The following is a 22591-nucleotide window of genomic DNA, read 5'->3' on the forward strand; positions in this document are numbered from 1 at the left end:
AGCAGGGCTGTTGCAGAGCTGAAGCATTTCGGCGCCGCTCACGGGCTTCGGGGCGGACCTTAAGGTGGGGCTATGACCGATCTCGTCACCCCTGCCCGGATAAGCGAGCCGCAGGGAAAGCCCACCGCGGCCTCGCGCACCACGCTCAGCCACATCATGAACCACGGCGACACCAACCTGCTCGGCACCGTCCACGGCGGGGTGATCATGAAGCTGGTGGACGACGCGGCGGGGGCGGTCGCGGGCCGGCACTCCGGCGGACCGGCCGTCACGGCCTCGATGGACGAGATGGCGTTCCTCTCCCCGGTCCGGGTGGGCGACCTCGTCCACGTGCACGCGCAGTGCAACTGGACGGGGCGCACGTCGCTGGAGATCGGCGTACGCGTCATGGCGGAGCGCTGGAACGAGTCGACGCCCGCGCAGCAGGTCGGCTCGGCGTACCTGGTGTTCGCCGCCGTGGACGAGGACGGGAAACCGCGCAGCGTGCCGCCGGTGATCCCGGAGACGGAGCGGGACCGGCGGCGGTTCCAGGAGGCGCAGATCAGGCGGACGCACCGGCTCGCCCGTCGTCGCGCCATCCGGGACCTGCGCGAGCGGCGCCAGGCGGACTGACCCCGCCGCACCCGTGTCTGAGGGGTGGCCCAGATCTCGGTCTTTACTGTGTGTCGCTACTCTGTCACACTTGGTGCATGGCATCAGGTGCCGGGTACCGACTCACGAGGGGGCTCTCATGGGGACCGAGGGCGGAAATCCGCAGGACGACAGCGACTCCGGCAACAAGCACGGGGGCGGCGGCTCCGACGAGGGCGGCAACACCTCGGACGGGCGGGGCCCGGCGGACGGCGGGTGACCGCGTCCCACCCACTCTGCGACGCGGAGGAGACCGGTCCGGAACGACTGGCCTCTGAACTGGCCTCCGAACTGCTGGCCAAGGGCGCGCTGTCCTCCGACTGGCTGGCGGCCTGCAGAGCCGTCCGGCGGGATGCCTTCGTTCCCGACAGGCTGTGGCCGGGAACGGCGGGCGGAAATCGTCAGGGCGAGCTGATCGACCGGCACACGGACCCGGCGCTGTGGTGGGAGAAGGTCTACAGCGACATCCCCCTCACGACGCAGTGGGACGACGGTGCGTACACGGGCACCGGCAGGGGCCGGGCACCGACCTCGTCCAGTTCGATGCCGACGATGGTGTTCTCGATGCTGGACGCCCTGGCTGCGGAGCCCGGGAACCGGGTGTTGGAGGTCGGCACGGGAACGGGGTGGAATGCCGCCCTGCTCGCGCACCGGCTCGGTCCGGAGAACGTCGTGACGGTCGAGGTCGACCCGGCCGTCGCGGAGGAGGCCCGGCGCCGCTTCTCCGCGCGCGGGACCGCCCCGCTGTCCGTCGTCCGTGACGGTGCGCAGGGGCACCCGGAGGAGGCGCCGTACGACCGGGTCGTCGCGACGTGCGGGATCACGCGTTTCCCCTGGGCGTGGGTCGAGCAGTGCCGCCCCGGCGGGATCGTCGTCGCTCCCTGGGGGCCGCTCTACGGCGGGCAGGCCCTCGCCCGGCTGACCGTGGGCGAGGACGGTGTCGCGTCCGGTCCGTTCGTGAGGTCGTCGGCGTTCATGCGCCTGCGGGATCAGCGCAACGCGCTCCCGCCGACGGACTCCTTTCCGGGCGCCGACCGGTGGCCGGCCGACGGTGACAGGAGCATGTCCGGGCTCTCACCCGAGGACATCGGTGACTGGCACCACATGTTCACGCTCGGCGTGCAGGTGCCCGACCTGTTCTGCCGCGTCACACGGGGCACGGGCGGTGCGTACCGGCTGTGGCTGTTCGCCGCCGGCGGATCGTCGTGGGCGACGGCCGACTTCGAGGAGGACCGCACCGCTTTCGCGGTCGTGCAGCGCGGGCCGCGCCGTCTGTGGGCCGAGGCCGAGGCCGTCATGTCCTGGTGGCGCGAGCAGGGCGAGCCGCGGTTCGCGCGGTACGGGCTGACGGTCACGCCGCGGGGCGAACGGGTCTGGCTCGACTCCCCGGACAATCCGGTGCCCGTCCGTCTGCCGTAGGCCTGCGCGGGGTCCCTCCCACCGCCCCGCCGAGGGACAGGAGGAGGCGGGTCAGGAGGAGCCGGGGCAGGTGACCTCGTCGCCGGTGACGGCCGGGGCGCCGCCCTCCAGGGCCTGCGCGTCGAGCGCCGGCGCTCCCTCGCGCACCGGCTGCACCCGGCGGAAGTCCTCACCGAGGACGATCTTCATCAGCGGTCCCTGCCCCTCCACCTTCCGGAGCTTCGCCCGGGGGAGTGCGGCGGCCAGCGAGTGGGCCGAGCGGTCCCAGCGCGGGTCGTACGAGATCACGGTCCGCTCGACGTCGCTCTGCTCGGCGTTGCCCGGGATGCCCGTGGTGTCGAAGCCGGTGGCGCGCAACTGCTTGTCGGCGCGGTGGCCGAGGCCCGCGGTCCCGGTGCCGTTGTCGACCTGGACCCTGATGTTCCGCGGCGCCACCTCCACGGGTGTGCCGCGGCGCTTCCCCGGCTCCCCGTCCGGCTTCCCGCCGCTGCCGTCGCCGCCCTCGTCCCCGTCGCCGGAGCCCGCCTTCTCCGCCGCCAGGGGGCGGTCCTCCCGCAGCTTGGTGAAGAGCTTCTCCGCGGCCCCGCGGTCCCACGTCACCGTCTCGCCCACTCCGGGCACCTCGTGTTCGGCCTTCGCGATCGGCACCGTGGTGAACTCCGAGGACGACGGGCGGAAGCCCTGCATCGCCCGGCCGAGCGCCATCAGTTCGTCGTTGCCGAAGCCCTGGTCAGCGCGTACCGATCCGAGCGCGGCGCTGCTGACCTGCTGGAGCTTGGCGGGGTTCATCAGCACACCGCTGCTGGTGGCCCGGTCGATCAGCGAGGCGACGAAGCGCTGCTGGCGCTGCATGCGCCCCAGGTCGGCGGCGCCGTCCACGTAGCGGGCGCGGACGTACTGGAGCGCCTCACCGCCGTTCAGCCGGGTGGTGCCGGCGGGCAGGTCGAGGCCGGAGTAGCTGTCCTTGAGCGGGCGCACGGTGCACACCGGGACGCCGCCCAGGGCGTCCACCGTGCCCATGAAGCTGGTGAAGTCCACCTCCAGGTAGTGGTGGATGTGCACGCCCGTCATCTGCTCCACCGTCCGGACGGTGAGCTTCGGGCCGCCGTGTGCGTAGGCCGCGTTCAGCTTCTGCTTCGAGGCCTTGTGCAGTTCGCCGGTCGGCCCGTCGGTGTGCGCGGGCAGGGTGGTCAGCGAGTCCCGGGGCAGGCTCACCACGCTCGCCCGGTCGGCGCCCTCCGACAGGTGCACCAGCATCAGGGTGTCGGTGCACCGGCAGGGTGCGCCGCCGAGGTGGTACGCCTCCTTGTCCGCGGCCGAGAGAGCGTCCCGGTTGTCGACCCCGGCCACCAGGAAGTTGCGTCCCTTTCCCGCGTCCGGGCGGTCCCCGAGGCCTTCGAACGGGTCCACGCGGTCGATGCCGGAGCCCGCCGTGCTCAGCGCCACGTGCCCGAATCCGCTTACCGCGAGCACCACCGCCGCCGTCGCGGTGCTCACCCGCAGTCCCCATCTCGGGGACCGACGGGCGGAGCGGCGCGGGGGTGCGCCGGGTCGCGACTGCTGCCGTGGTGCCGGGCGGGAGGGTCGGGGCAAGGAGAACACCTCTGCACGTGGGTGCACGGACGGGGCACGTTCCTGGCACCGTAGGCCGGTAGGATCGGCTGCCCGCGGCCGCCGTGCGGAGTTGTCCCCCGTTCGCGGTAACGTGATCGGGTGACCCCTGCCGCAGACCCGTTCCCCTCGGTGCCCGACGTCTCCGTGATCATGCCGGTCCTCAACGAGGAGCGCTATCTGCGGACCTCGGTCCGGCACATCCTGGAACAGGACTACTCCGGTGAGCTGGAGGTGGTGATCGCGCTCGGACCGTCCACCGACGACACCGACCGCATCGCCGCCGAACTCGTCGCGGAGACCGCGTCCGGCAGCCGCCGGGTGCGGACGGTCGCCAACCCGACGGGCCGGACGCCGGCCGGACTGAACGCGGCGATCGAGGCGTCCTCGCACCCGGTGGTCGTCCGGGTCGACGGCCACGGGATGCTCTCGCCGGGCTACATCGCCACCGCAGTCCGGTTGCTGGCCGAGACCGGCGCCGCGAACGTCGGCGGCATCATGCACGCCGAGGGCGAGAACGACTGGGAGCGCGCGGTCGCCGCCGCCATGACCTCGCGGATCGGGGTGGGCAACGCCGCCTTCCACACCGGTGGCGCGGCCGGTGAGGCGGAGACCGTCTACCTCGGGGTCTTCCGGCGCGAGGTCCTGGAGCAGCAGGGCGGTTACAACGAGGAGTTCATCCGCGCGCAGGACTGGGAGCTGAACTTCCGGATTCGCGGCGCCGGAGGGCGCATCTGGTTCTCGCCGGAGCTGCTGGTGTCCTACCGGCCGCGCCCGAGCGTCGCCGCGCTCGCCACCCAGTACCGCAACTACGGGCGGTGGCGGCACGTTGTCGCCCGCTACCACGCGGGCTCGATCAACCTGCGCTATCTGGCGCCGCCGACGGCGGTGGTGGCGCTCGCCGCCGGTGCGGTGGCGGGGGTGACGCTGACACCGTGGGCCTTCCTGCTGCCCGGCGGCTACCTGGCCGCGATCACCGTCGGATCGCTGCCGGCCGGTAGGGGCCTGTCGCTGGCCGCCCGGGTCCGTATCCCCCTGGCGCTGGCGACGATGCACATGTCCTGGGGCTGGGGGTACCTGACCAGCCCACGCAAGCTGGCTGGTCAGGTCATCGCCAGCCGACGGGAGCCCGTCGCCCGCTGAGCCGCCCGCGACGGACCGCCGTGCCGCCCGCCTCCGGGAGGCGGGAGCGGCCGTTCACCAGGTGTGGGCGGGGTTCACGTTCATGCAGGCCGAGTCGTCCTCGCCGTTGAGGCCCTCCAGGCTCTCCGGGGGCTTGTTGCCGCCCGAGCTGCCGCCTTCCGTGTCCTCGGCGGCGGCACCCCCGGTGCCGCTCTCGGCATCGGGGTAGTCCGTGCCCTGCCGCCAGTCCGCTCCGACCACGAGTGTGATGCCGGTCTCGTCGCCCGCCTGATTGACGAGCCGCTCCGGCAGGCCCAGCGACTCGGCGACCGCCAGTGCGTCGCCGCGCAGGTCGGGACGGGCGTACGTCACCTCGGTGTCCCACTGCGAACGCGGGGTCGCGTCGGCGGCTGCCCGGGTGAAGCCGTCCTGCTGGAGCCGGGCACTGATCGCCGCGGCCCTTCCGCTGACGGGGGCCTGGACGGAGGTGCCGGTGCCGTTCATCACGTGCAGGTCGATCTCCGCCTTCGCGGCGGGCGGATCGCTGGGTTCGCCGCTCTCCCCCGCGTCCTTCTCCTCGTCCTCGCCGTCGAGCGCGACGTCGTGCCGGAGGAGGGAGAAGACCTGCTCGGCGTCGCCCTCCTTGGGCAGCACATACGCCCCGTCCTGGCTGTACACCCAGGGCATCGTCGCCATCGTGATCCGCTTCGCGGGGACCTGGTTGAGGTCGGCGGTGAGGTCGTAGAGCTTCTTGACGGTGTCCAGCCCGTTGTCCACGGTGAGCGCCTCGGTGGCCTCCTCGGCCAGGGAGCGCAGCTTGTTCGGGTTGCTCAGCTTGGTGCCGGCCTTGAGCTCCCGGACCATCGCGTTCATGTACATGTGCTGGGCCTTGGCCCGGCCCAGGTCGCTGCCGTCCTCGAAGCCGTGCCGGGTGCGCAGCCACTGCAGGGCCTGCTCGCCGGTGACCTTGTGCTCTCCCTCGGTGAGCCGGAGGCCGGACCGTTCGTCGTACACGTTGGCGTCCACACAGACCGGTACGCCGCCGACGGCGTCGGCCATCGAGACGACGCCGGCGAAGTCGACCATCATGAAGTGGTCGATGGGCACCCCGGTGAGTTCCTCCCAGGTGGCGACGGTGCAGCCGGGGCCGCCGTTCTGCAGGCTCGCGTTGATCTTGTCGGTGCGCTGCTCGTACACGTCGCCGGAGTCCGGGTCCGTGCACTTGGGGATCGTCACCCGGGTGTCCCGGGGTATGGAGAGCACGGAGAGACTGCTGCGGTCGGCCGCGACGTGCACCAGCATCTGCACGTCCGCCAGCGGCGGCCTGCCCCGGTCGGTCCGTGAGCCGCCCAGATCGACGTTGGCATCCGAGTTCCGGCTGTCCGATCCCAGCAGCAGGATGTTCATCGGGCGCTGGCCGGCCGCGTTGGGCTTGCTCTGGTCGAGCTTGGTGTCGCCGAGGTGCAGTTCGTCCTTGGTGAGTTTTCCGTTGAGGTGTTCGTAGTACAGGTAGCCCGCGGCAGCGGTGCCGAGTATCAGCACCGCCAGGACGAGGGCGCCCCAGCGCAGTGGTCGCCGCCGTTTCGGTGCCGGGTCCGAGGTCTCGCCCCCGCCCCCCGACGGATTTCCGGGCGTGCGGTCCTCGGAGGCCCGCTGCCCCGGGGCCCGCCGTGCGCCCGGCGACGGGCGCCCCTCGGCACCGTCAATGGTCTGAGGTCGCACAGGACCCTCCCCCGTGTGCCGTAGCGGTCCGTCTCACTCGGCGCACACGTTCTTGTCTCCACCGTTGATGTTCTGCACGTCGTCGGGCAGCTTGTCCGGGGCCTCGACCGGCGTCCCGGGTGCGGCGAAGTCAGAGCCCAGGACCAGCCTCATCGGCGTGTCCCCCGCGTCCTGCGACTGCTTCTTCAGTGCCGACTCCGGCAGCCCCATCATCTCCGTGAGGGTCGCGGCCTGGTCGGCCTGGTCGGCCCCGTACTCCAGTGTGGTCTGCTCCTGCTCCTGGTCCGCGTTGCCGGCGTTGGTGGAAAGCGGCACGCTCTCCTCGTTCTGGAGCCAGGTGACGGTCGACTGTGCCGCGCCGATCGGGCCGCCGCCGTTGAGGACGTCGACGCGTACCTCGGAGGCCGGGGCGTCGGCGACCTGCTCGGTCTCCTTCTTCTCGTCCTTGCCGTCCTCGGCGAGCGACTTGTCGGCCTGCAGCATCCTCAGCATCGGCTGGGCCTTGGCCTCGTCCAGGACGACGGTCGCCCGCACCGCCTCGTTCGGGTTGTCGACCACCGGGAGGGTCGCGAAGGTGATGTCGGACGGGTTGACCGCCTGCAGGTCCCGCGCCAGGTTGGCCAGCTTCGACACCTCGCCGATACCGGTGTCCACGGTCAGCGCCTGGGTGGCCGCCTGCGCGATGTCCAGCAGCTTCGTCGGGCTCGTCAGGGTGTCGCTGGACTTCATCTTGCGGAACATCGAGCTGAGGAACTGCTGCTGGAGCTCGATCCGGCTCAGATCGCTCCCGAAACCGACGGAGTCCCGGGTCCGGACGAAGGCGAGTGCCTGCTCCCCCTCCAGCACGTGCGTGCCGGCGCTGAGTTGAAGGTGCGACTTCTCGTCGTCGATGTCCTTGGCGACGCAGACCTCGACCCCGCCGACGGCGGACGAGAGCGTCTTCACCGCGTCGAAGTCGGCCATCATGAAGTGGTTGACCTCCAGCCCGGTGAGCTCCTGCACGGCCCGCCAGGTGCACCCCGGGTCGCGGCCGTGCTGGCCGAGGCTCTCGTTGAAGCGGACGCCCTGCTCGGCGGGGATGGTCTTCTCGGAGCCGTCCTCCAGCTTGGTCGTGCACTCCGGGATGTCGGTGACGAGGTCCCGGGGGATGCTGAGCGCCGTCGCGTGGGAGCGGTCCTTCGAGACGTGCAGCAGCAGAGTGGTGTCCGCGTGCCCGACGCTGTCGTTGTCGCCGTAGCCCGCATTGCCCTCACCGGTGCGGGCGTCCGTGCCGATGAGCAGGATGTTGACCGGACCGTCGGTGGTGGGGCCGTTGTCGATGCCGACGTCGACCTTGTCGATGTTGCTGTTGAGATCCTGGTACACCCAGTACACGACGCCGCCCCCGGCGATCAGCAGGAAGGCCAGCGCGCCGCTGCCCCAGACCAGCGCCTTCTTCCTGCCCGTCTTCCCGCCGCCCCGCGTCCTGCGCCGGCTGCTGCGGGAGCCGCCGGACGGCTCCGACCGACGGGAGCGCTGCCCGGGGACACGCTCCCCGCCGTCGCCGGTACGCGGCCGGGGCCGCGCCGGTGATCCGCGGGTCTCCGAGGCGGTGGTGCGCGCCTCCCTCCGGGGCCCCGGGGGCCCCGTCCTGCCACCTGTCGGGCCTGCCGGTTCGGCGGCCGCTGGGTCGAGACGCAGCTCGTAGCTGCCGGTGTCCGGGTTGAACACCCATTGATCGGCGGGATCGATGTCTCCCGCGTGCCCACGGCCTGGCGCGTTCACGTCGAGTGAGTCCTCCGTTGTGCCGGGCTGCGCTTCTCCCCTCGGAGCGCAACGGGCAGTCGGACGGTCGGTTGACCGCTCACACTATCCGTCTGCTTCGGCGGCAAGCCACGGGCAGTGACACATTCCACGTCAAGATCTGTTCGATTCACACCGGTTCTGCACATGAGTGCTGCCGGCGGCACTGCCGTGATCACGTTCGCCTGCTCACCCGCAACTCTCCGTAGTGATGTCCGCGGAGAAGTCCGGGGTCCCTGCCGGCGAGGCGGACGTGTCCCCGGACGCGTCGCCCGCTGTGTCTCCGGTCCCGCCGTCGGTCGGGGTGGCGTCGGGGGAGGGGCTCGCGCTCCCGTCCCCGCCGGAGCCCTCCCCGCCGTCGCCCTCCGGCACGATCGGACGGTCCTCGCGGAGCAGCGCGAAGAGCTGGTCCGCCTCCGGCTGCACCAGCTCGTCCCGGTTCGGGTTCTGGACATACGGTTGGCGGGGGACGGTGAGGAAGCTGACGTCCTCGGACGGCAGTTCCCGTACGCTCCGCACCAGGTCGTACAGCTCCGAAAGGGAGTTGAGGCCCTCGTCCGCGGTGATGGCGGAGGTGGCGGCGTCCAGCACCGGGTAGAGCTTGGCCGGGTTCATCAGGACGCCGTTGCTCTGCACCTTGTGGAACAGCGAGGCCAGGAACTCCTGCTGCCGGGTCATCCGCTCGGTGTCGCTGCCGTCCCCGATGCTGTAGCGGGCGCGGACGTAGCCGAGCGACTCCTCGCCGTCCAGGGTCTGCCGGCCGGCCGGCAGACCCAACTGGGCGTCGGGGTCGGAGACCGGCGCGTCCAGGCAGACCTCGACACCGCCGAGCGCGTCCACGATCCGGGTGAAGCCCGTGAAGTCGACCACCACGTGGTGGTCGATGCGGATGCCGGTGAGCCGCTCCAGCGTGCGGATGGTGCAGGCCGGGCCGCCGAACTGGAACGCCCAGTTGAACTGGGCGAACTGCTCCTTGGTGCGGGTGCCGTCCGGGCGGGTGCAGTCGGGGATCTCCACCATCAGGTCCCGGGGGACGGAGACCGCGGTGGCGTCCTCCCGGTCCGCCGACAGGTGCAGCAGGATCGTGGTGTCGGAGCGGGCGGTGCCGCTGTCCTGGCCGTACTCCTCGTTGCCGTCCGCGCGGGAGTCCGAACCGAGCAGGAGGATGTTCCGCGCCTCGTGCACGGCCGCTTCGGGCCGCTCCTCCTCGTGGCGCTCCAGTTCCTCCGCGGTGTCGGTGTCGGTGGTGATGTTGCCGTCGAGCTGTCGGTAGACCGCCCAGCCCGCACCGGCTGTCACCAGGACCACCAGGGCGAGTCCGGCCGCCGTCCAGAGCACCCAGTGCCGCCGCAGTGCTGCGGTGAGCCGCTTCCCGCGGCTCGGCCCGGGCTCGTTCGGGGACGGTGCCTCGCCCCCGGTGCCGGCGTCGGTTTCGGTCACACTGCTTCCATTCTTGACTCCCGGGCGAGGTGTGTGTTCAGGAAGCGTACGCATGTACGGCTCCTGCTTCCCGTGAGACAGCTGTGGCATGCCCGAGGTTGCGTTCGGCGCGCCACGCCTCGGCGGAAACACCTCGGCGAAGCCGCAGGGCACGTGTGACAAGGGTGTCGCACCGGCTGCCGGACGTGCGCCTCAGGCGGCCGTATGGGTGATCCGCTCGCTCTCCCGACGGGCGGCGAGTGAGGCGTCGTCGAGTCGCTCGGCGTTCCGGCACAGCACCACGGAGGAGCCCGCGGCCAGCGGGGCGTAGAGCCCGTGCGACAGGCCGGTCCAGTCGCCGTACCCCCGCAGACTCAGGAGCCGGGAGTCCGCACCCAGCCCGAATGCGGCGGCGTCCCGTGCGGCACGGGTCACCACCTCGGCCCCGGAGAGCTCCTCGCCCCCCACGGCCAGCGCCGGCGCCTCCGGGTCGACGGGCGTGTACGGGGTGAAGCGGTCGCCCTGGCCGGGCACCTCCACGGCGTAGTCCAGGAACCCGGACGGCGGCTGCGCGAAGCGGCCGCCGAGCGGCCGCAGAGCCAGTGCGATCCGCTCGCCGGAGCACGCCGCGGCGGCCTCCAGCGTGTCGGGTCCGCTGACCACGAGGTCGGCCGCGGCGGGGTCGCCGTCCGGCACGGCCACCACTCCGGTGGAGGAGCAGGCGAGCAGCCAGACGGCGCTCTGCCAGTGGGCGGGGAGCAGCAGTGCGAGCCGGTCGCCCGGTTCGGCGGACAGCTCGTCCTGGAGCAGGTTGGCCGTCTTCGCCACCCAATTGGAGAAGGTGGCGACCGAGAGTTCCACCCGCTCCCCGGTGGCGTCGTCGTAGTAGGTGGTCAGGGGCCGGGCCGGGTCGGTGGCCAGGGCGGATCGCAGCAGGTCGGCAGGGGTGCGGTCGGCAGCGTTCATGGGGCCAGGGTACGGCCGTGACCGCGGGCGGGTGGACGCCGCCCGGGGGTCGGGGGCGGCCGTTGAGGGGCCATCAGGGCGACACCTCGTCAGGTGAGCGTTAGACAGATTATTTAGCGTATGTCCAGAATGATCGGTATGCGTGGAATCATTGCTTCCTCGATCGGTGTCGTCTGTTCGGCCGTTCTGACGGTGCCGCTGGCCATGCCGGCGAACGCCGCTCCCGCTCCCGAAGCGGTCAGCTCGGACCGGACCACGGACACCGCCGCCCGTCCCGCCGGTACCCAGTCGTTGCCGCTCGACACGATCCGCCCGTCCAAGCGCTCCGGCGCCGCGTCGCAGCAGCCTTCGCGCGCCGCACCCGAGGCCCGGCTCCCGGCCCGCGAGGTCCGGCCCTTCTCCCTGCTCGGGGTCGTCTGGGACGACTCCACGCAGCACCTGCACGGCGAGGTGGAGGTGCGCACCCGGGCAGCCGGCGGTTCCGGCTGGTCCGACTGGCAGCGGCTGGAGCCGCACAGCGAGGACGCGCCCGACCCGGACTCCGCCGAGCACCGCGGCGGAACGGCCCGCGGTGCCACCGCGCCGCTGTGGGTCGGGGACTCCGACGGCGTGCAGGCCCGCGTACGCACCACCGAGCACGAGGCGGGCCACGAGGGCGAGGCGGGCCACGGGACCGGGGCCCTGCCGGACGGGCTGCGGGTCGAACTCGTCGACCCGGGCACCGAACCGGAGCAGGACACCGGTGCCGGCGCCGGGCCGCAGCCGGGCGCGCCGCGCGCCGCGGCACCGCCGGAGCTGAGCCCGGAGGAGACCGACAGCGGCGCCGCGAACGAGGGCCTGGCGCCCCTCGGCGCCGACGAGATCCCCGCGCTGGACAAGGCGGAGACCGAGCAGGAGCTCCCCGGCTTCGGCGCCGGGCCCACCGGCACGGGAGCGGTCACCGGCACCGGGGCCGCGGACGCTGTGCGTGCGGCGCAGGCCCGGCCCTTCGTGGGCCCCCGCCCCGGGATCGTGACCCGGAAGGGCTGGAAGGCGAACGAGGGGCTCCGGGAGAGCCGGTTCCTCTACACCGGCGCGCTCAAGGCCGCCTTCGTGCACCACACCGCGGCGAGCAACAACTACACCTGCGGGCAGGCTCCCTCGATCATCCGCAGCATCTACCGCTACCACGTCAACAGCCTGGGCTGGCGGGACATCGGCTACAACTTCCTCATCGACAAGTGCGGCCGCATCTACGAGGGACGTGCCGGAGGTGTGGCCAAAGCCGTGATGGGCGCCCACACCTACGGGTTCAACACCCGCAGCATGGGCGTGGCGGTACTCGGCTCCTACGGCAGCACCAAGCCACCGAAGGCAGCGGTGGACGCGGTCGCCAAGATCACCGCCTGGAAGCTGGGCCTGTTCGGGGTGAACCCGAACACCACCACCACGCTCGTCTCCGGCGGCGGCAAGTACAAGAAGGGGAGCACGGTGCGGATGAAGACCATCGCGGGGCACCGGGACGGGTTCGCCACCGAGTGCCCCGGCGCCCAGCTCTACGGAAACCTGGGCAGCGCCCGCAGCATCTCGGCCCGCCTCCAGGGCCGTTGACCGCCCTGTCGTCCGCCGGTACGCCGCGCCCCTCGCCGGAGGGCCGCGGCGCCGACTCCCGCCCCTCCGAGCAGCACGGCGAGACACCGCACACGGTCGTGGGCCCCGGGCAACCCGGCCCGGGGCCCACGACGTCCACGTCTGCGTACACTGGCCGCCGTCCGGAACGACCAGGCGCGGCCCCGGCAGGAAGCAGAGACGACGGTGACGGAAGCGATCCTCCTGGTCGGAGGCAAGGGCACCCGGCTGCGCCCCCTGACGGTGCACACCCCCAAGCCGATGGTCCCGGCGGCAGGCGTGCCCTTTCTCACCCACCAGCTCGCCCGGGCCCGGGCCGCCGGCATCGAGCACATCGTGCTCGCCACCTCGTACCTCGCCGAGGTCTTCGAGCCGTACTTCGGGGACGGCTCGGCCCTGGGACTGCACCTGGAGTACGTCACCGAGAAGGAGCCGCTCGGGACCGGCGGCGCGATCCGCAACGTGGCGGACCGGCTCGGCAGCGGACCCGGTGACCCGGTGCTGGTCTTCAACGGCGACATCCTCACCGGCCTGGACATCCGGGCCCTGGTCGCCACCCACCGGAAAAGCGGAGCGGACGTCTCGCTGCACCTCACCCGGGTCCCCGACCCGAGGGCCTTCGGACTCGTCCCCACCGACGAGCACGGCCGGGTGACCGCCTTCCTGGAGAAGCCGCAGACCCCCGACGAGATCGTCACCGACCAGATCAACGCCGGCGCGTACGTCTTCGACTGCTCGGTCATCGACCGCATCCCCGCCGACCGCGCGGTCTCGGTGGAGCGTGAGACCTTCCCCGGACTGCTCGCCGAAGGGGCCCGCCTCCAGGGCATGGTCGACTCGACCTACTGGCTCGACCTCGGCACGCCCCAGGCCTTCGTCCGCGGCTCCGCCGACCTGGTGCTCGGCCGTGCGCCCTCCCCCGCCGTGCCGGGCCGCTGCGGGGACCGGCTCGTCGGGGACGGGGCGGAGGTGGCCCCGGACGCGAAGCTCAGCGGCGGCACCGCGGTCGGCGCCGGCGCCCGGATCGGCCCGGGCGCCCGGGTGGACGGCAGTACCGTCCTCGACGGCGCGGTGATCGGGACGGGCGCGGAGGTGCGCGACTCGTTCGTCGGCGCGGGAGCCGCCATCGGTGCCCGGAGCGTCCTGGACGGTGCGGTCATCGGCGACGGTGCCCGGATCGGCCCGGACAACGAGCTCAGCGGCGGTATCCGGATCTGGTGCGACGCGGTGATCCCGGCCGCCGCCATCCGCTTCTCCGCCCCCTGAGCAGCCGCCCCTCGGCCGGGGGCCGGGGCGGGAGTCGGTACGCTGCCGGGATGTCCGCCCCCGTCACCCGCCGCTGGACACCGCCCGGCGCCTACGACCTGCTCGGCAGTGTGCGGGTGCTCCAGCGCGGCCCGCACGATCCCGCCTGCCGGATGGCGGACGGCGCCGTCTGGCGCACCGGGCGCACCCCGCAAGGGCCGATGACGCTGCGCCTCGCGAGGTCCGGCGGCGCCGTCGAGGCCACCGGCTGGGGCCGGGGCGCCGCCTGGGCCCTGGACCGGCTGCCCGCGCTGCTCGGAGCGGACGACGATCCCGCCGGGTTCGTCCCGCACCACCGGGTGGTGCGGGATTCCCACCGCCGCAACCCGGGGCTGCGGCTCGTCCGCACCGGCCTGGTGCTGGAGTCGCTGGTCCCGGCCGTGCTGGAGCAGAAGGTGACCGCCGTCGAGGCCTACCGCGCCTGGCGGCTGCTGCTGCACCGCCACGGCGAGCCGGCGCCGGGACCGGCACCCGGGATGCGGGTGCTGCCCGACGCGTACGGCTGGCGGAGGATTCCCTCCTGGGAGTGGCACCGCGCGGGTGTGGACGCCAAGCGCTCCTCGGCGATCCTCCGTGTGTGCCGGGTGGCGCCCCGGATGGAGGAGGCGGCCGGAATGGAGCTGCCGGCCGCGCTGCGCAGACTCCAGGCGGTGGACGGCATCGGGCCATGGACCGCGGCGGAGACGCTCCAGCGCGCCACCGGCGACCCGGACGCGCTCACCGTCGGGGACCTCCACCTCCCGGGCACGGTCGGCTACGCACTCACCGGGCAGCGCGGCCTGGACGACGCCGCGATGCTGGAACTGCTGGCGCCGTACGCGGGGCAGCGGCACCGCGCGGCCCGTCTGATCCTGGCCTCCGGCCGCGTTCCGCCGCGCCGCGCCCCGCGCTTCCCGGTGGGGGACATCGCCCGGCTGTGAGCCGTGCTCCGGGACGGGCCGCGGGCCCGTCCCGCTCCGCCCGCCCGGCGAGGTGCGGCGCCCTCAGCGGACGACGAGGAAGTCCTCGCTGCTGCGTTCGGGCCGCGGTCGCGGTGGCGCAGCCGGGTGGCCGACGGCAACCGCTCCCATCGGGTCCCAGTCCGCCGGCAGCTCCAGCACCTCGCGCACCAGCTCGCGGCAGAACATCGTGGACGACACCCAGGCGGAGCCCAGACGCTCGCCGGCCAGGGCGATCAGCAGGTTCTGCACCCCCGCCCCCGCGGCGACCACGAACATCTCGCGCTCCGCCGCAGCGCGCCGCGCGTCCGGGTAGTCGTGCGCGCCCGCGGCGACCAGGCAGGGGACGACGAGGTACGGCGCGTTCCGCAGCACGTCACCGCGGCGCACCCGCTTCGCGATGCTCTCCTCGCTGCGGCCGTCCGCCCGCAGGTCGGCGACCCAGGCCCCCCGCATCGCGTCCAGCAGCCGCAACCGAGCGGACTCCGACTCCAGCAGCACGAAGCGCCAGGGAGTGGTGTGGTGCGGGGCAGGCGCGGTCACGGCGAGGGCGACGGCCCGGCGGACCGCGTCGCCGTCCACCGGCTCACCGGTGAACTCCCGTACGGTGCGCCGATGAGCGACGGCCTCCCGGACGGCCTCCGAGGTGCCCAGCCGGAACATGTCGTCGGCGGCCGGCCGGATCAGCGCGCTCGCGCCCCGGTCGGTGCCGGGCACCGAGGCCGGGTCCTCCGTCTCCGTGTCCTCGTCCGCGCCTCCCGCGTCCTCGGCCCGGTCGTCGTCGAGGGCGATCACGTGCTGGGGGAGGCCGCGCAGCACGGCGACCGGGAGCCCGTCCGCCTTGCCCTTGACCAGCTCGCCCGCCGCGGCCAGTTCGTCGGCGACGGCGGTGACCGAGACGCCCAGCGGGTTGCCGTGGGTGTCGGTGGTGCCGCGCAGGTCCTCGACCACCCGTACGCCGGCCGCGCCGATCGCGACGTCGGTCTGGCCGACGCGCCAGGGGCGGCCGAAGGTGTCGGTCACCACGACGCCGACCTCGACACCGAGCAGCTCGCGGATGCCGTCGCGCAGCCGCCGGGCCGAGGCGTCCGGGTCCTCGGGGAGCAGCAGGACGGTGTTCGGCGGGGTGTTGGAGGCGTCCACTCCGGCGGCGGCCATCACCAGTCCGTGCCGGCTCTCCACCACACGGGCGCGCCCGCGGCGGGCGACGACCCGTACCGTCTCGGCTTCGATCGCCGCCTCGCGGTCGGCCCCGGGCAGCACCCGGCCCTCGGACTTGCTCACGATCTTGGACGTGACCAGCAGTAGGTCGCCGTGGGCCAGACCGTCCGTGCCGGGCGCGGTCGCCGCGTCCGCGACCAGCCCGGCCAGGTCGTCGCCCGGCTGCACCTCGGGCATGCCGGGCAGCGCCCACACCCGGTACGCCCGGGGGGAGCCGCCGCCGCTCATGTGCGCACCTCATCGGCGAGGGCGAGCGCCTGCCCGGCCATGGCGGCGGTGGCGTCGACGTCGGTCATCATCAGCGGCACCGCCCGGCAGCGGATGCCCGCGGACTCGACCTCGGCGACCGCGTCCTCGTCCTCGGTGTCGACCAGCCAGCCGTCCAGCAGCCCGGAGCCGTAGTGGCCCGCGACGGCAGCGGCGGTGGTCGGGACGCCGACGGCGGCGAGCATCCGGTCGGCCATGCCGTGCACCGGGGCGTCGCCGACGATCGGGGACAGCCCCACGACGGGCACTCCCGCGTCGGCGATCGCCTCGCGGACGCCGGGCACGGCCAGCACCGAGCCGATGCTGACCACCGGGTTGGACGGCGGGAAGAGGATCACGTCCGCGCCGGCGATCGCCTCCAGCACACCGGGCGCCGGCTTCGCGGCCTCGGCACCCACGGGTACGACGGCGTGGGCGGGCACGGACGCCTGTAGCCGCACCCAGTACTCCTGGAAGTGCACCGCCTTGCGGCCTTCGCCCTCCTCGGAGTCGATGAGCACGTGCGTCTCGACCCGGTCGTCGGTCATCGGCAGCAGGGTCACCCCGGGCTGCCAGCGTCGGCACAGCGCCGCGGTCACCGCGCTCAGCGGGTAGCCGGCGGCGATCATGCGGGTGCGCACGATGTGGGTGGCGAAGTCGCGGTCGCCCAGCCCGAACCACTCCGGGCCCATGCCGTAGGCGGCGAGTTCCTCCTTGACCGTGAAGGTCTCGTCCGCACGGCCCCAGCCCTGCGCGGGGTGGATGCCGCCGCCGAGCGTGTACATCACGGTGTCCAGGTCGGGGCAGACCTTCAGGCCGAAGAGGTGGATGTCGTCACCGGTGTTGCCGACGACCGTGATGTCCGCGTCCTGCGCGGCCTGCTTGAGGCCGCGCAGGAAACGGGCGCCGCCGACGCCGCCGGCCAGAACCACAATGCGCTGCATGCGGAACAGTCTCTCAGTTGCCGCGGGCGGCAGGCGCGGCGGTCGTCGGTGCCGGTGCAGGCGCAGGTGCAGGCGCCGCCGGGACGCCGTCCGGTTGCTCCCGGGGCGGGCGCATCGGCATCGACGTCAGGCCGGGGAAGTAGAGGTGGAGGCTGACGGCGGGCTCCAGGGCGTCGTTGACCGTCTCGTGCACGTGGCCGGGCCCGAGGAAGCGCTGGGCGCCCGCGGCCAGCAACCGGTCGCCGCGCGCGGTCCGTTCGGTGAGCGTGCCCGCCAGCACGGTCACGACTCCGGAGGACGGGCCGTGGTGGTGGGTTCCGCTCCGTTGGCCCGGCAGCCAGCTCAGCAGCCACACCTCGTACCCCGGGCCGGTGCGCAGCCGGTGGTACCAGCGGGTGGTGGCGTCGTAGCGGACGAGCGGCTCCCAGGCGGCGCGGTCGGCCGCGAGGGTCCGGGAGAGCCCGGCGAAGCCGGCCAGGGTCCGGGGGTGGCGGGGTGCGGGGGCGAGCAGGTGCGGGAGGGCGAGCGGGTCTCCGGCGATCTCGACGTCGCTGTTCACAGGGGTCCTCGGGAGGAGTGCGGGCGGTGGCGGTCGGCGCGGTACGGCGGGGGCGGGGCGCGGTCCGGATGCGGTCCGGTGCGTTCCGGGGCGCGCAGGTGGGCGCGGAGGTGACCCGGCCGGGTCCCGGTGCGGGGGACCGACGGCGGGGAGGGGCGGCGGAGGCGGGGGCCTCAACGCCTCAACAGCAGCGGCTGCGGCAACAGATGCAGCGGACTCCGGCAGCACCAAGGGCCCCGCGGGGGCGGGACGAGCTGAGCGCGGGAGTCGCTGACATGCCGCCCAGGAGACCCCGCCGACGGGACCGTTGTCAACTGGTTGTCCTGATTGGCGGCATTCATTCACCTCATACGGTGGTTCCGATCATCGAAAGGTTTGTACCCCTGGATGAAGGGATACCTGCGGCATCAACCGGGCACACGAACGCTGTTGCTCGTCTGTGATCACTTTGTGATCACGGTCGTTCCGGGGTGCCCTGCGCAACACGGGGTGCCGCGGCTGCGTCGCTCCGGACGGGCTTCGCGGGACTCCGTGGACCGGAGTCCGGTCGGAGCGTTGTGAGCGTTCGTGGCGTTTTGAACACTTAAAGCAGGTCCTTGGTTCCGCAGAGTGAATAACGGGCTCAACAGCAGATCTCGGCTTGACTGGCGCGTATCGGCACACTTGTAATTCCACTCGTGTCGTTTCGGCGGCAATCATCACGACGGCATCACGGGGACATAAAGACCGACGAGGGGCGCGCACATGACCGAGCTGTTCCAGCAACTGCTGGTCGAAGAGGCGGAAGAGGAGTTCGGTTGGCAGGAGCGTGCGCTCTGCGCCCAGACCGACCCCGAGTCGTTCTTCCCCGAGAAGGGCGGATCGACCCGGGAGGCCAAGAAGGTCTGCCTCTCCTGTGAAGTCCGCTCCGAATGCCTGGAGTACGCGCTCGCCAACGACGAGCGGTTCGGCATCTGGGGCGGGCTCTCCGAGCGGGAGAGGCGGCGGCTGAAGAAGGCCGCCATGTGACGGTCCGTCCGGCCCCTGCGACCCTTTTCGGCCGACCCTGACGAAGGCGGTCCCGAGGGCCGGGGCGGTCGCCCCGGGTGCCGGTGGCGGGCGCGGCGGTGCACCGGCCGGTCACGGTCGGGAGTCCCGTGCCGGGTCGCGGGCCCGCGGAGCGCAAACCCGGTGAAACCCGGGCGTCAGCGGCACGTCGGCGGCAGCACTGCCGGCAGGCGTCAGCGCGGTGCCGACCGACCCCATTAGTGTGGGGCACCGTCCGAGACGCGGGGCGTTCGCTCGCCGTGCGTCCACCGCCTCCCACCGACCGGGGCCCGTAGCTCGATGTCCGTGCACAGCCACTCGGCGGCCCAGTACGAGCAGGCCGCTCCCGAGTTCCCCCAGCACGTCGTGACCGCCGTGCTGATCACCCACGACGGCGAGCGCTGGCTGCCCGACGCCCTCGCCGGACTGGTCGGTCAGCTCCGGCCGGTGCAGGACGTCATCGCCGCCGACACCGGCAGTGCCGACGCCTCCGCCCAGCTGGTCGGCGAGTCCCTCGGCCCCGACCGGGTACTGCACCTGGCCCGCCGCACCGGCTTCGGCACCGCCGTCGCCGAAGCGGCCGGGACCGCACCGGTGATGACCCCCGACGACCTGGCGTATCTCAAGCGCCCCAGCGGCTGGGACCCGGTCAGCCGCACCTGGCACGACGACGCCTACGACCTCCCGGAACTCCCGCACGGCGAACCCGTGCACTGGCTCTGGCTGCTCCACGACGACTGCGCCCCCGAACCCGACGCCCTGCTGGAACTGCTCCGGGTCGCCGACGCGGGCTCCTCCGTCGCCGTCGTCGGGCCCAAGCTCCGCAGCTGGTACAACAATCGCCAACTCCTCGAAGCCGGCGTCTCGATCGCGAACAGCGGCCGCCGCTGGACCGGCCTGGACCGCAAGGAGCAGGACCAGGGCCAGCACGACCACGTCCGCCCGGTGCTCTCGGTGTCCACCGCGGGCATGCTCGTCCGCCGCGACGTCTTCGAGCAGCTGGGCGGCTTCGACCGCCGACTGCCTTTGATGCGCGACGACGTCGACCTCTGCTGGCGCGCCCAGCGCGCGGGCCACCGGGTCCTCGTCGCCCCCGCCGCCCAGGTGCGGCACGCCGAGGCGTCCGCCCGCGAGCGGCGCCCCATCGACTGCGCCGGGCGCACCGTGGTCGGCCCGCACCGCGTCGACAAGGCGGGAGCCGCCTACACGCTGCTCGCCAACGCCCGCGGGCGGGCCCTGCCCTGGGTGCTGCTGCGGCTGCTGCTCGGCACCGTGCTGCGCACCCTGGCCTACCTGGTGGGCAAGGTCCCCGGCCAGGCGCTGGACGAGATCACCGGACTGTCCAGGACGCTGCTGCGCCCCGGACTGATCTTCGGCGCACGGCGCAGGCGCGGCGGCTCCGCCACCGTCGAAGCCGCCGACCTCACACCCCTCTTCCCGCCGCCCGGTGCCACCGTCCGGGCCACCGTCGAGCAGGTCGTGCAGAACCTCGGCGGCGGCAACGAGGCGGACCAGGCCGCCGGCGGACGGCACGGCGCGGTGGAGACCGGGCCCGGCGGTGACGACGCCGACTACCTGGAGGTCGAGCAGTTCGTCCGGCTCAAGCGCATCGCGCGCAAGCCCGGACCGGTCCTCTTCGCCCTCCTCCTGGTCGTGTCGCTCGTCGCCTGCCGCGCACTGCTCGGCGGCGGCGCCCTCGCCGGCGGTGCGCTGCTGCCCGCCCCCGCCGAGGCCGCCGACCTCTGGGCGCGCTACGCCGAGGCCTGGCACCCGGTGGGAATCGGCACGACCGACGCGGCGCCCCCCTACCTGGCGGTGCTCGCCGGACTGGCCGCCCTGCTGGTGGGCAACACCGGCCCCATGATGACCGTGCTCCTGGTCTGCTCCGTCCCGCTGGCCGGGATCAGCGCCTACTTCGCCTCACGCCCGCTGGTCACCTCCCGGCTGCTCCGGGCCTGGGGGAGCATCGCCTACGCCTTCCTCCCCGCGGTCACCGGCGCCCTCGCCGCCGGGCAGGTCGGCACCGCGGTGCTCGCCGTACTGCTGCCGCTGATGGCCCGGGCAGCGATCGCCGCGTCCGGACTCGCCGCCCCGTCGGCCGCGCCGGGCTGGCGCGGGGTCTGGGCGTACGCGCTGCTGCTCACCCTCACCACCGCCTTCACCCCGATCGTCTGGCCGCTCACCGCCGTACTCGCCGCCGCGCTGCTGGTGCGACGGCTGCGCCGGCGCGAACACCCCGGCGCCCACCTGCTGCGGGCCGCCGTCCTGCTGGCCACGCCACTGGTGCTCCTGGCTCCGTGGTCGCTCACGCTGCTCACCTCCCCGTCGGCCTTCCTCCAGCAGGCCGGACTGCCCCTGGACACCGCACCCGCCGGCGCCCTCGACCTCCTCACCCTCCATCCCGGCGGTCCCGGCGCCGGCACCGGCACCGGCATCCTGCTGGGCGGCCTGCTGCTCGCGGCGCTTGCCGCCCTGCTCCGCCCGGAACGACGGCTCGCACTCGGCGTCGCCTGGGTCACGGCCCTCGCCGGTCTGCTGTTCGCGGCACTCGCCAACGCGGGCTCCGCCTGGTCGGGTCCCGCCACCCTGGTCTACGGACTCGGTCTCCTCGCGGCGGCGGCGCTCGGTGGCGAGGGGGCCCGCGGACGGGTCGCGGCGTCCAGCTTCGGCTGGCGGCAGCCGGTGGCGGTGCTGATCGCGGGAGCCGCGGCGCTCGCCCCGCTCGTCGCCGCCGTGGGGTGGATGATCTCCGGCGCGCACGGCCTGTTGGAGCGCCGCGACCCGGTGCAGGTCCCGGCCTTCGTGGCCGAGGAGGCCGCCACCGAGGACCGGCCGCGCACCCTGGTGCTCGACGGCAGTTCCGCCGCGGACGTCCGGTACACCCTCGTGCGCGGCTCGGGCGTCCGGCTGGGCGACGGCGACGTGGCCCGCACGGCCGGCGCCGACAGCCGGCTCGACGAGGTGGTGGCCGACCTGGTCGCCGGTTCCGGCGCCGACCAGACCGACCAGCTCGGCGGCTACGGGGTGCGCTACGTCTTCGTGAAGGACGGCGCCCCCCGCGGCATGGTCCGGGTGCTGAACGGCACCCCCGGCCTGGAGCGGCTCAGCGAGCAGGCCGGCGGCGAGCTGTGGCGGGTGGACGGGGAGATCTCCCGCGCCGTGCTGCTGGCCCCCGAGGGCGGCGACGCGGAGCCGGTCGCCGTGGCCGCGGGACCGGTCGAGGTGCGCGCCCCGGTGCCCGCGGGGCCGCAGGGCCGCACCCTGCGGCTGGCGGACGCCGCCGCGGAGGGCTGGAAGGCGACCCAGAACGGGAAGCCGCTGGAGCCGGTCACGCTCGACGGCTGGGCCCAGGGCTTCACGCTGGCCCCCGAGGCCGGTCCGTTGGTCGTCACGTACGAGACGCCGACGCTGCGGACCGTCTGGCTGTGGACGCAGGGCTTCCTGCTCCTGGTCGTCCTCGTCCTGGCCCTGCCGGGCCGCCGCAAGGAGAACGACGACGACCTGCCGGAGGCCGCCGCCCCCGCCGTCCCGGCCGAGCCGGTGACCGGCGAGGGACGCCGGGCCCGTCGGCTGCGCGCGGCGCAGGAGGCCCAGGGGGCCGCTGCCGACGGGGAGACGGCGGGGGAGCCGGAGGAGGACTCCGGTGACCGTCGGGCCCCGGAACCGGTACCCGCCGCCCAGGGCTATGACGGCCAGGCGTACGCCGAACCGGGCCAGGGCTATGACGGCCAGGCGTACGCCGAACCGGGCCAGGGCTATGACGGCCAGGCGTACGCCGAACCGGGCCAGGGCTATGACGGCCAGGGCTACGACCCGCAGGTGGCCGGTCCGTACGGCGGCTACGGCAGGGACCCGTACCCGCAGGGCCCCTACCCGCCCGGCCCCTACACCCCGGGCGACCCGGGCGACCCGAACGGCCCCGGGATTCCCGCGCAGCAGGGCGCGCAGGGCTGGGACGGTGCGCAGTACGCAGCGCCGTACGACCACGGCGGCGCCTGGGACGGCCGGACGGAGCAGGACGACAGGGACGGCCGTAACGGCACGACGTACGACAACCGGAGCCAGCAGTGAGC

At 73.4% G+C, this 22591-nt stretch carries 16 protein-coding genes; 8 read left to right on the plus strand and 8 right to left on the minus strand.

Annotated elements, in window-relative coordinates:
• The first annotated feature begins 72 nt into the window (after window positions 1–72).
• Both H300_RS0110025 and H300_RS0110035 read left to right on the plus strand, forming a co-directional pair.
• Entirely contained in the window at window positions 73–612 is a 540-nt protein-coding gene (locus tag H300_RS0110025) for an acyl-CoA thioesterase (protein ID WP_028427328.1), read from the plus strand.
• A gap of 234 nt (window positions 613–846) precedes the next feature.
• Window positions 847–2049: a methyltransferase domain-containing protein gene (locus H300_RS0110035; protein WP_486583682.1), complete on the plus strand. Its 1203-nt coding sequence runs from the start codon at window positions 847–849 to the stop codon at window positions 2047–2049.
• A gap of 51 nt (window positions 2050–2100) precedes the next feature.
• Here the strand turns inward: H300_RS0110035 and H300_RS0110040 are convergent, their stop codons facing one another.
• Window positions 2101–3642 (minus strand): LCP family protein, encoded by a 1542-nt coding sequence (locus H300_RS0110040; RefSeq protein WP_078515874.1) that lies wholly within the window; start codon window positions 3640–3642, stop codon window positions 2101–2103.
• A 165-nt stretch (window positions 3643–3807) separates the two neighbouring features.
• On the opposite strand from H300_RS0110040, the gene H300_RS0110045 reads away from it, so the two are divergent.
• Entirely contained in the window at window positions 3808–4803 is a 996-nt protein-coding gene (locus H300_RS0110045; protein ID WP_028427331.1) for a glycosyltransferase family 2 protein, read from the plus strand.
• Between the two features lie 54 nt (window positions 4804–4857).
• Here H300_RS0110045 and H300_RS0110050 read toward each other — a convergent pair whose 3' ends face one another.
• From H300_RS0110050 to H300_RS0110065, 4 genes are all read right to left on the minus strand, one after another.
• A complete protein-coding gene (locus H300_RS0110050) occupies window positions 4858–6324 on the minus strand; it encodes an LCP family protein (protein WP_486583683.1) in 1467 nt (488 codons plus the stop codon).
• 213 nt (window positions 6325–6537) lie between these two features.
• On the minus strand, window positions 6538–8268 hold the full coding sequence (locus tag H300_RS0110055; protein ID WP_028427333.1) for an LCP family protein: 1731 nt from the start codon (window positions 8266–8268) through the stop codon (window positions 6538–6540).
• A gap of 207 nt (window positions 8269–8475) precedes the next feature.
• Window positions 8476–9726: an LCP family protein gene (locus H300_RS26065; RefSeq protein ID WP_051269861.1), complete on the minus strand. Its 1251-nt coding sequence runs from the start codon at window positions 9724–9726 to the stop codon at window positions 8476–8478.
• Between the two features lie 192 nt (window positions 9727–9918).
• Window positions 9919–10671 (minus strand): TIGR03089 family protein, encoded by a 753-nt coding sequence (locus H300_RS0110065; protein WP_028427334.1) that lies wholly within the window; start codon window positions 10669–10671, stop codon window positions 9919–9921.
• 138 nt (window positions 10672–10809) lie between these two features.
• Between H300_RS0110065 and H300_RS0110070 the strand changes: the two genes are divergently transcribed.
• The 3 genes from H300_RS0110070 (at window position 10810) to H300_RS0110080 (ending at window position 14504) form a co-directional block, all read left to right on the plus strand.
• Window positions 10810–12261 carry a peptidoglycan recognition protein family protein gene (locus H300_RS0110070; RefSeq protein WP_028427335.1) on the plus strand — a complete coding sequence of 484 codons (1452 nt, stop codon included), beginning with the start codon at window positions 10810–10812 and terminating at the stop codon, window positions 12259–12261.
• 204 nt (window positions 12262–12465) lie between these two features.
• Window positions 12466–13545, plus strand: a complete 1080-nt coding sequence (gene manB / locus H300_RS0110075) for a mannose-1-phosphate guanylyltransferase (RefSeq protein WP_028427336.1) — start codon at window positions 12466–12468, stop codon at window positions 13543–13545.
• A 50-nt stretch (window positions 13546–13595) separates the two neighbouring features.
• The gene (locus H300_RS0110080; protein ID WP_028427337.1) at window positions 13596–14504 is read left to right on the plus strand and encodes a DNA-3-methyladenine glycosylase; all 909 of its coding nucleotides are present in this window, start codon (window positions 13596–13598) and stop codon (window positions 14502–14504) included.
• Window positions 14505–14567: 63 nt separating this feature from the next.
• On the opposite strand, the gene H300_RS0110085 is transcribed toward H300_RS0110080, so the two are convergent.
• Genes H300_RS0110085 through H300_RS26070 form a run of 3 tightly spaced genes read right to left on the minus strand, consistent with a single transcriptional unit; the run spans window position 14568 to window position 17492 of the window.
• Entirely contained in the window at window positions 14568–15971 is a 1404-nt protein-coding gene (locus H300_RS0110085; RefSeq protein ID WP_028427338.1) for a coenzyme F420-0:L-glutamate ligase, read from the minus strand.
• A complete protein-coding gene (gene cofD, locus H300_RS0110090; protein WP_028427339.1) occupies window positions 15968–16933 on the minus strand; it encodes a 2-phospho-L-lactate transferase in 966 nt (321 codons plus the stop codon). The genes H300_RS0110085 and cofD overlap by 4 nt, the downstream gene beginning before the upstream one ends.
• A 13-nt stretch (window positions 16934–16946) precedes the next feature.
• Window positions 16947–17492, minus strand: a complete 546-nt coding sequence (locus tag H300_RS26070; protein WP_051269863.1) for a cysteine dioxygenase — start codon at window positions 17490–17492, stop codon at window positions 16947–16949.
• A gap of 744 nt (window positions 17493–18236) precedes the next feature.
• Between H300_RS26070 and H300_RS0110100 the strand changes: the two genes are divergently transcribed.
• Together H300_RS0110100 and H300_RS26075 are read left to right on the plus strand one after the other, a co-directional pair.
• Window positions 18237–18500, plus strand: coding sequence for a WhiB family transcriptional regulator (locus tag H300_RS0110100; protein WP_028427340.1), 264 nt, complete (start codon window positions 18237–18239; stop codon window positions 18498–18500).
• Between the two features lie 318 nt (window positions 18501–18818).
• A complete protein-coding gene (locus H300_RS26075) occupies window positions 18819–22589 on the plus strand; it encodes a glycosyltransferase family 2 protein (RefSeq protein ID WP_051269865.1) in 3771 nt (1256 codons plus the stop codon).
• The last annotated feature ends 2 nt before the right edge of the window (window positions 22590–22591 follow it).

The sequence above is a fragment of the Streptomyces sp. TAA040 genome (genome assembly GCF_000424845.1).

What these genes read in the sequence shown, in the direction of transcription:
- H300_RS0110025 (WP_028427328.1), top strand. Translation starts at nt 73, where the DNA reads ATGACCGATCTCGTCACCCCTGCCCGGATAAGCGAGCCGCAGGGAAAG.
- H300_RS0110085 (WP_028427338.1), bottom strand. Translation starts at nt 15,971, where the DNA reads ATGAGCGGCGGCGGCTCCCCCCGGGCGTACCGGGTGTGGGCGCTGCCC.
- H300_RS0110100 (WP_028427340.1), top strand. Translation starts at nt 18,237, where the DNA reads ATGACCGAGCTGTTCCAGCAACTGCTGGTCGAAGAGGCGGAAGAGGAG.
- H300_RS26075 (WP_051269865.1), top strand. Translation starts at nt 18,819, where the DNA reads ATGTCCGTGCACAGCCACTCGGCGGCCCAGTACGAGCAGGCCGCTCCC.
- H300_RS0110070 (WP_028427335.1), top strand. Translation starts at nt 10,810, where the DNA reads ATGCGTGGAATCATTGCTTCCTCGATCGGTGTCGTCTGTTCGGCCGTT.
- H300_RS0110080 (WP_028427337.1), top strand. Translation starts at nt 13,596, where the DNA reads ATGTCCGCCCCCGTCACCCGCCGCTGGACACCGCCCGGCGCCTACGAC.
- cofD (WP_028427339.1), bottom strand. Translation starts at nt 16,933, where the DNA reads ATGCAGCGCATTGTGGTTCTGGCCGGCGGCGTCGGCGGCGCCCGTTTC.
- H300_RS0110065 (WP_028427334.1), bottom strand. Translation starts at nt 10,671, where the DNA reads ATGAACGCTGCCGACCGCACCCCTGCCGACCTGCTGCGATCCGCCCTG.